A 7762-nucleotide genomic window follows, 5' to 3' on the forward strand; every position below is an offset into this window, starting at 1 on the left:
CCAATCGAGTTCGAGACCGTCTACGCTGACCAGACCCTGGCCCTCGCGGCCTGACTCATCAAAGAAGACGTGTCAACCGTTCCTGGGGCAGTCCCCAGCGAGGGACGAGCAATGCTGACGCCCAGATATCAACGATGTCGTGAACCAGCACACCTCGCCCTCCGCTGGCGGTCCGTGTGACGGTGGCTGGAGTCCGACCCGGACTCCAGCCATCGTCATGTCGGCAGCAGGGGGCTTGGTCAGCTGATCCCGACGATGGGCAGACGCAGTGCGGCCGGCGCCGCCTCGGGCACGACCGGGGCGGCGGGACGTACCGGCTCCACGGGACGGTAGGCGGACCCGAGGACCGGACGGATGTCCGGCTCGCCCGCGTTGGGCCACAGTGCGCAGGCGCGCTCAGCCTGGGCCGTGATGGTGAGCGAGGGGTTGACACCGAGGTTGGCGGTCACGGCTGCGCCGTCCATGACGTGCAGGCCGTCGTGGCCGAACACCCGCAGGTAGGGGTCTACGACGCCGCTCTCGGTGTCGGACCCGATGGCGCACCCGCCGAGGATGTGCGCCGTCAGCGGGATGTTGAACGGGTCACCGATGGTGCCGCCGGGGATGCCTTCGACGTCGTCGCCGCCCATCTTGTCGGCGATACGGCGGACGGCCTCGTGGCCCTCGGGGATCCAGCTCGGGTTGGGGGCGCCGGTGCCCTGCGTCGACGTCATGAACCGGCCGAAGAGCGCACGCCTGGTGACGGTGGTCAGCGAGTTGTCCTGGGCCTGCATGACCAGGGCGATGACCGTCCGCTCCGACCAGCGGCGCCAGTCGAGCAGCACGGGCAGCCACTTGAGGTTCTTGCCCATCTCGCCGAACCACCGGACGAACCGGAACGGTCCGCCGTCGACGAGGATGTGCTGGAGCGCGGCCATGACGTTGGAGCCGTGGCCGTAGCGCACGGGTTCGATGTGCGTGCTCTCGCTCGGGTAGAACGACGAGGTGATGGCGACGCCGCGGGAGTAGTCCGTCGTGCCGACCTTGTGCGTCATCGCACCGAGCAGCGCCTCCGAGTTGGTTCGCGTGAGGTGTCCGAGCCGCTCAGACAGCCGCGGCAGGGTGCCGGCGTCCTTCATGGCGTGCAGCAGGCGCTGCGTACCGAGGGTGCCCGCGCCGAACACGACCTGCCGCGCGGTGAAGCGCCGCTTGCCGCCCCACTTCCTGCCGGTGCGGTGCGTACGGATCTCGTACCCGCCGTCGGGCAGCGGGCGCACGACGTCGGCCGTGGTGAGCGGGTGCACCTCGGCGCCGGCGCGTTCCGCGAGGTAGAGATAGTTCTTGACGAGGGTGTTCTTGGCACCGTGCCGGCATCCGGTCATGCACTCACCGCACTCGGTGCAGCCGGTGCGTTCCGGGCCCACGCCGCCGAAGAACGGGTCGGCGGCGCGGCAGCCGGGCGCCGGCTCCTCGGCTCCGCCCGGCCCGAAGTACACGCCCACCCGCGTGGGGCGGAACGTGTGGCCCACCCCCATGTCCTCGGCGACGCCTCGGACTATCTCGTCGGCGGGGGACCGGCCGTGGTACTGGACGACGCCGAGCATGCGCTCGGCCTGGTCGTAGTACGGCGCGAGCTCCGTCTTCCAGTCGGTGATGTGGGACCACGCGCGATCCGCGTAGAACGGGTCCAGGGGCCGGTAGAGCGTGTTGGCGTACACCAGGGACCCACCGCCGACGCCGGCGCCCGTCAAGCACAGGACGTTGCGCAGCAGGCGCACCCGCTGGATCCCGTAGCAGCCAAGGGCGGGTGCCCAAAGGAACTGCTTGAGATGCCAGGAGTTCTTGGCGAACTCGTGGTCCTCGAACCTGCGGCCCGCCTCGAGCACGCCGACCCGGTAGCCCTTTTCGGTGAGGCGGAGGGCAGCAACGCTGCCGCCGAAGCCTGACCCGATCACCAAGACGTCGTAGTCCATGACCGTGAATGTACCCGCTATTGACGCCGCGTGAAATACGGGTCCTCGATCGCGTCGTGGCCTGCCACCGGCCCGCCGGCTTGGCTGCCACAGGGGCGGATCCGGTTGGAAAAATCGGCGGGATCGCGCGGATAAGAGGCCGGTCGGGCCGCCGACGGGTCCTCCGCTTTGCTCAGTGCGCCGTACGGCAGGTAGCCTGGGCCGCGCGGCATGGGCCTACCTGGGTAGAGCCGGTCGCGAGGAGACGTCGCATAGTCAGGTCTAGTGCGCCACCCTGCTAAGGTGGTAACGGGGCAACCCGTTCGAGGGTTCAAATCCCTCCGTCTCCGCCAGGAAGGTCCCGGCCGCGCGTGACGCCCGGGGCCTTTTCTGTGGGAGGTTCGCGGCGTTGGTTCAGCGCACGGGCCGACCCGTGGGAGGGCTGTGACGGAGTTCTCCCCGGCTGACCTGGATTTGGGTTTGGGTCCACGTCGAACAGGCGGTAATGTTCTCGTCGGTCGGCCGTGCGAACGGCAGGCCAGTAGTCTGCAGTACAGCAAGCGCCCGTAGCTCAACGGATAGAGCATCTGACTACGGATCAGAAGGTTGGGGGTTCGAATCCCTCCGGGCGCACATCAGGAACGAGGCCCCGGCCAGCGGAGACGCTGACCGGGGCTTCGTCGTTCAGACGTATCGGGACCGATTCCGGGGTCACTTGGCCCGTGTGGCGGTCGGGCCCGACGCCGGCGCTGATGGTCCGCTTCGACCATGCGGTTGGGCATGTTCCAGGGCGCTGAACCATGCCCAACCGCATTCTGGAGGAGGACCTTGACGCAGTCCCGCCAGGGTGCAGGCGTCTGCCCGCTGGGGGCTGCGGTGGCATGAGCATGGCAAGACCCGGTCCCATTCGCAGGTCCCGATCGGGTCACGGTTGTGACCCGGGCCACTCGACTGTTGACCAAGGCTCCGGGCTGTCGCTACGTTCACGTGCGGCACACCCGTTCGGAGTGCGACCAGGGCGCCGGACGTCGGAGCTCAACGATGCGCTCCGCCGTCGGCCCTGGGAGGACCCCGGACGGGCGTGCCGCCCAGGCGACGCACTCCCGCCGGTCGCACGCGTGCGAGCTGCAGCGGCCGGATGCCCGGCCGAGGATGCGAAGCGGACGCGCACGCGGCAGGGAGGACCTGAGATGAGCGAGATCGTTCAGGACGCCGGCACCCGGTCGGGGGAGTTCGTGCAGTCCCTCGAGCGTGGGCTCGCGGTGATCCGGGCGTTCGGCACGGACCGCGCTCGGATGACCCTGAGCGAGGTCGCTCGCGAGGCCGAGCTGAGCCGGGCGTCGGCACGTCGCTTTCTGCACACCCTGGTGGAGCTCGGCTACGTGGTGACCGACGGGCGGGTGTTCGCGCTGCGTCCCCAGGTGCTCGAGCTCGGGTACGCCTACCTGTCGAGCCTCTCCCTGCCCGACGTGGCGCAGCCTCACCTGGAACAGCTCGTGGAGGACGTCGGGGAGTCTTCGTCGGTGGCGGTGCTCGACGGTGCTGACATCGTTTACGTCGCGCGCGTGGCGACCCGCCGCATCATGTCCGCGGCCATCCAGGTCGGCACGAGGTTCCCGGCGTCCGCCACCTCGATGGGACGCGCGGTCCTGGCGCACGTGTCCGACGGCGAGCGCGAAGCCTTCCTCGCCGCTGCCACCCTGCTGCCGCTCACCGCGCACACGATCACGGACAAGGGGCTGCTGCGCGCGGAGCTGCATGCGGTCAAGGAGCAGGGCTGGGCGCTCGTCGACCAGGAGCTGGAGGAGGGCCTGCGCTCGATCGCCGCGCCGCTGTGCGACGCGGCGGGACGGGTGATCGCCGCGGTGAACGTGTCCGCTCCGGTGCGCCGCGGTCCGGTCGAGGAGATGGTCGCCGGCTTCCTGCCGCCGCTGCTGCGCGCGGCCCGGGAGATCGAGGCTGACCTGGTCCGTACCCGCACCTGAGGCGACTGTTAGCGTGAGTGTGCGCAGCAAGAACGCATGTGCGCTCTGCGAACAGGCGGGGGTCCAGACCGATGAAGCACGCATTCGTCCGGTGCGAGGCGCTGAAGTACGGCAGGGGCGCCGCGTGACCGTCCAGCTCGCGTCGACCGCAGCGGAAGCCGTCGGCGACGTGGTCGACGGCTCCACCGTGATGATCGGCGGGTTCGGACCTGCCGGACAGCCGGTCGAGCTCATCGAGGCGCTCCTGGAACAGGGCGCCGGCGATCTCGTCATCGTCTCCAACAACGCGGGTAACGGTGAGGATGCGCTGGCGCGACTGATCCGGTTGGGCCGTGTCCGCCGCATCGTCTGCTCGTTTCCACGCCAGGTGGACTCCTGGCACTTCGACGCGGCCTATCGCGCGGGCCGGATCGAGCTCGAGCTGGTGCCGCAGGGCAACCTCGCCGAGCGGATCCGCGCGGCAGGGGCCGGCCTGGGCGGTTTCTTCACGCCGACGGGCTACGGCACGCCGCTGGCCGAGGGAAAGGAGACCCGGACGATCGATGGCGTCCCGATGGTCTTCGAGTCCCCGCTCCGCGCTGACCTGGCCCTGGTCAAGGCATTCCGGGCCGACGGCGCGGGCAACCTCGTCTACCGGAAGACGGCCCGGAACTTCGGGCCGGTCATGGCAACGGCGGCGCGGCGAACCGTGGCCCAGGTGAACGAGGTGGTGCCGGTCGGGTCGATCGACCCCGAGGCTGTGGTGACTCCTGGCATCTACGTCGACGCGGTAGTGCCGATCGACGGCGGGACCACGCTCGCGGGCGCGCGGCTCTCGGAGCGGGGAGCAACCACGTGAGCGCGGGGGTCGTCCCGGGCGGCGCGCGGGGTACCGCGCGGTTGTCCGCAGCGCAGATGGCCGCTCGCGTGGCCGCGGACATCCGGCCCGGCTCGTACGTGAACCTGGGGATCGGGCTTCCGACGCTCGTGGCCGAACACCTGCCGGAGCATTCCGGCATCACCCTGCACACGGAGAACGGGTTGCTGGGCATGGGACCGGCGCCGCACGCGGACCGTGTGGATCCGGAGCTGATCAACGCGGGCAAGGTCCCCGTGACGGAGCTCGCCGGCGCCTCCTATTTTCACCAGGCGGACTCGTTCGCGATGATGCGCGGCGGCCACATCGACGTCTGCGTGCTGGGCGCGTTCCAGGTGTCGGTCTCCGGTGACCTCGCGAACTGGTCCACGGGCGAGCCCGGTGCGGTCCCCGCGGTTGGCGGCGCGATGGACCTCGCCGTGGGGGCCAGGCGGAGCGTCGTCCTGATGAACCTGCTGACCAAGGACGGTCGGCCCAAGCTGGTGGGCGAGTGCTCGCTTCCGCTCACGGGTGTCGCCTGCGTGTCCCGCGTCTACAGCGACGTCGCAGTGCTCGATGTCGGGCCGGATCCCTCGTCGGGCGGCCGAGCCCGCGTTGTCGAGACGTACGGCGTCTCGCACGGGGAGCTCGAAGAGATGCTGGGGCTGAGTCTGACCAGTGTCACGGGATAGTGCCGCCGCCCCGGCAGTACCGCCGCCACCGGCCCGACCGCGGCCGGACGACGTCGCGACGTGCCGGCTCGGACAGGCGTGGGTGCCCGTTCGGCTCGATGGCGAAATCTGAATCAAAGATTACGCGGACATGGCCAGCGGGGAGAGTTCTTGGTCTGCTCACGCCCAAGCACGGGCTCCAGAGGGCGGCAGAGGCTGTCAGAGAGGGCATAGAGCCCCTCGAACCTGAGGTCCTCTTGGAAAAACAGCCGGTGAACAGCGGTTCTGTGTCCGCCGTCACCGGCCCCGGCTTTGACGCACCCCAGCACCTGACGTACTGTTCTGGATGTCAGCCCGACGGGCCGACGGACACGAGGGCCGGAAACGGACCGAGTGGCCGCGCCGGGGCTGGATCCCATCTCTGATGCAGGCGGTTAACACTGCCTTGCGGGATATCGGGTGTGGATCCTCTCTTGTAGAGCATGCCGGTCCATCTGGACCAGCAAGTTTGCGGGGCAGGTTCCGGTCTGGTAAGTTGAAGAGGTTGCCCCGGATGGGGTCAGCATCTAAAAGATGATGACTCTGACGGTGTGCGTCGGTTGTTTGAGAACTCAACAGTGTGCTTGATAGTCAATGCCAAAGTTTTAACCCTTGTCGGGTGTGGCTGTGCTGACCGCCTGGTTGGTGTGGTTGCATTTGTGAAGGGGTTGTTTGGACGGACACAAATCATCAGATTTGGTCTGGCCGGTATCATTGTTCATGCCTGCCTCTTTGGTGGGTGTGGATGTTTCTCTTTTACGGAGAGTTTGATCCTGGCTCAGGACGAACGCTGGTGGCGTGCTTAACACATGCAAGTCGAACGGTGAAGCTCAGCTTGCTGGGTGGATCAGTGGCGAACGGGTGAGTAACACGTGAGCAACCTGCCCCCTACTTCGGGATAAGCCTTGGAAACGAGGTCTAATACCGGATATGAACACTTGCCGCATGGTGGGTGTTGGAAAGTTTTTCGGTGGGGGATGGGCTCGCGGCCTATCAGCTTGTTGGTGGGGTAATGGCCTACCAAGGCGTCGACGGGTAGCCGGCCTGAGAGGGCGACCGGCCACACTGGGACTGAGACACGGCCCAGACTCCTACGGGAGGCAGCAGTGGGGAATATTGCACAATGGGCGAAAGCCTGATGCAGCGACGCCACGTGAGGGATGACGGCCTTCGGGTTGTAAACCTCTTTCAGCAGGGAAGAAGCGCAAGTGACGGTACCTGCAGAAGAAGCGCCGGCTAACTACGTGCCAGCAGCCGCGGTAATACGTAGGGCGCAAGCGTTGTCCGGAATTATTGGGCGTAAAGAGCTCGTAGGCGGTCTGTCGCGTCTGGTGTGAAATCCCATGGCTCAACTGTGGGCTTGCATCGGGTACGGGCAGACTAGAGTGCTGTAGGGGAGACTGGAATTCCTGGTGTAGCGGTGGAATGCGCAGATATCAGGAGGAACACCGATGGCGAAGGCAGGTCTCTGGGCAGTTACTGACGCTGAGGAGCGAAAGCATGGGGAGCGAACAGGATTAGATACCCTGGTAGTCCATGCCGTAAACGTTGGGCACTAGGTGTGGGGCCAGTTCCACTGGTTCTGTGCCGTAGCTAACGCATTAAGTGCCCCGCCTGGGGAGTACGGCCGCAAGGCTAAAACTCAAAGGAATTGACGGGGGCCCGCACAAGCGGCGGAGCATGCGGATTAATTCGATGCAACGCGAAGAACCTTACCAAGGCTTGACATGTACGAGAAAGCCCCAGAGATGGGGTTCTCTTTGGACACTCGTACACAGGTGGTGCATGGTTGTCGTCAGCTCGTGTCGTGAGATGTTGGGTTAAGTCCCGCAACGAGCGCAACCCTTATCCTATGTTGCCAGCGGGTTATGCCGGGGACTCATGGGAGACTGCCGGGGTCAACTCGGAGGAAGGTGGGGATGACGTCAAATCATCATGCCCCTTATGTCTTGGGCTTCACGCATGCTACAATGGCCGGTACAGAGGGCTGCGATACCGTGAGGTGGAGCGAATCCCAAAAAGCCGGTCTCAGTTCGGATCGGGGTCTGCAACTCGACCCCGTGAAGTCGGAGTCGCTAGTAATCGCAGATCAGCAACGCTGCGGTGAATACGTTCCCGGGCCTTGTACACACCGCCCGTCAAGTCACGAAAGTTGGTAACACCCGAAGCTCACGGCCCAACCCCTTGTGGGAGGGAGTGGTCGAAGGTGGGACTGGCGATTGGGACTAAGTCGTAACAAGGTAGCCGTACCGGAAGGTGCGGCTGGATCACCTCCTTTCTAAGGAGCTCATCTCCATCAGG

4 protein-coding genes, 2 tRNA genes and 1 rRNA gene are annotated in these 7762 nt (G+C 66.4%); 6 read left to right on the plus strand and 1 reads right to left on the minus strand.

From position 1 onward, the window contains the following. Nucleotides 1-239: 239 nt before the first annotated feature. On the minus strand, nt 240-1952 hold the full coding sequence (locus tag AB0F40_RS26840) for a GMC family oxidoreductase (RefSeq protein WP_357475249.1): 1713 nt from the start codon (nt 1950-1952) through the stop codon (nt 240-242). Nucleotides 1953-2192: 240 nt separating this feature from the next. Here AB0F40_RS26840 and AB0F40_RS26845 point away from each other — a divergent pair. The 6 genes from AB0F40_RS26845 (at nt 2193) to AB0F40_RS26870 (ending at nt 7739) form a co-directional block, all read left to right on the plus strand. Then, nucleotides 2193-2284: transfer RNA gene (locus AB0F40_RS26845), tRNA-Ser, on the plus strand. 207 nt (nt 2285-2491) lie between these two features. After that, nucleotides 2492-2564, plus strand: a tRNA-Arg gene (locus tag AB0F40_RS26850). Nucleotides 2565-3121: 557 nt separating this feature from the next. Then, on the plus strand, nt 3122-3916 hold the full coding sequence (locus AB0F40_RS26855) for an IclR family transcriptional regulator C-terminal domain-containing protein (RefSeq protein WP_357475252.1): 795 nt from the start codon (nt 3122-3124) through the stop codon (nt 3914-3916). Nucleotides 3917-4040: 124 nt separating this feature from the next. Then, the gene (locus AB0F40_RS26860) at nt 4041-4754 is read left to right on the plus strand and encodes a 3-oxoacid CoA-transferase subunit A (protein WP_357475254.1); all 714 of its coding nucleotides are present in this window, start codon (nt 4041-4043) and stop codon (nt 4752-4754) included. A gap of 56 nt (nt 4755-4810) precedes the next feature. Then, complete coding sequence (locus AB0F40_RS26865; protein WP_357475256.1) at nt 4811-5443, plus strand: 3-oxoacid CoA-transferase subunit B; 633 nt, start codon at nt 4811-4813, stop codon at nt 5441-5443. Between the two features lie 773 nt (nt 5444-6216). Then, nucleotides 6217-7739, plus strand: a 16S ribosomal RNA gene (locus AB0F40_RS26870). The last annotated feature ends 23 nt before the right edge of the window (nt 7740-7762 follow it).

The organism is Promicromonospora sp. NPDC023987 (genome assembly GCF_040639055.1).
Taxonomy (GTDB): Bacteria; Actinomycetota; Actinomycetes; order Actinomycetales; family Cellulomonadaceae; genus Promicromonospora.

Excerpts from the sequence above, each read along its gene's own strand:
- AB0F40_RS26840 (WP_357475249.1), bottom strand. The coding sequence starts at position 1,952 with ATGGACTACGACGTCTTGGTGATCGGGTCAGGCTTCGGCGGCAGCGTT.
- AB0F40_RS26855 (WP_357475252.1), top strand. The coding sequence starts at position 3,122 with ATGAGCGAGATCGTTCAGGACGCCGGCACCCGGTCGGGGGAGTTCGTG.
- AB0F40_RS26865 (WP_357475256.1), top strand. The coding sequence starts at position 4,811 with ATGGCCGCTCGCGTGGCCGCGGACATCCGGCCCGGCTCGTACGTGAAC.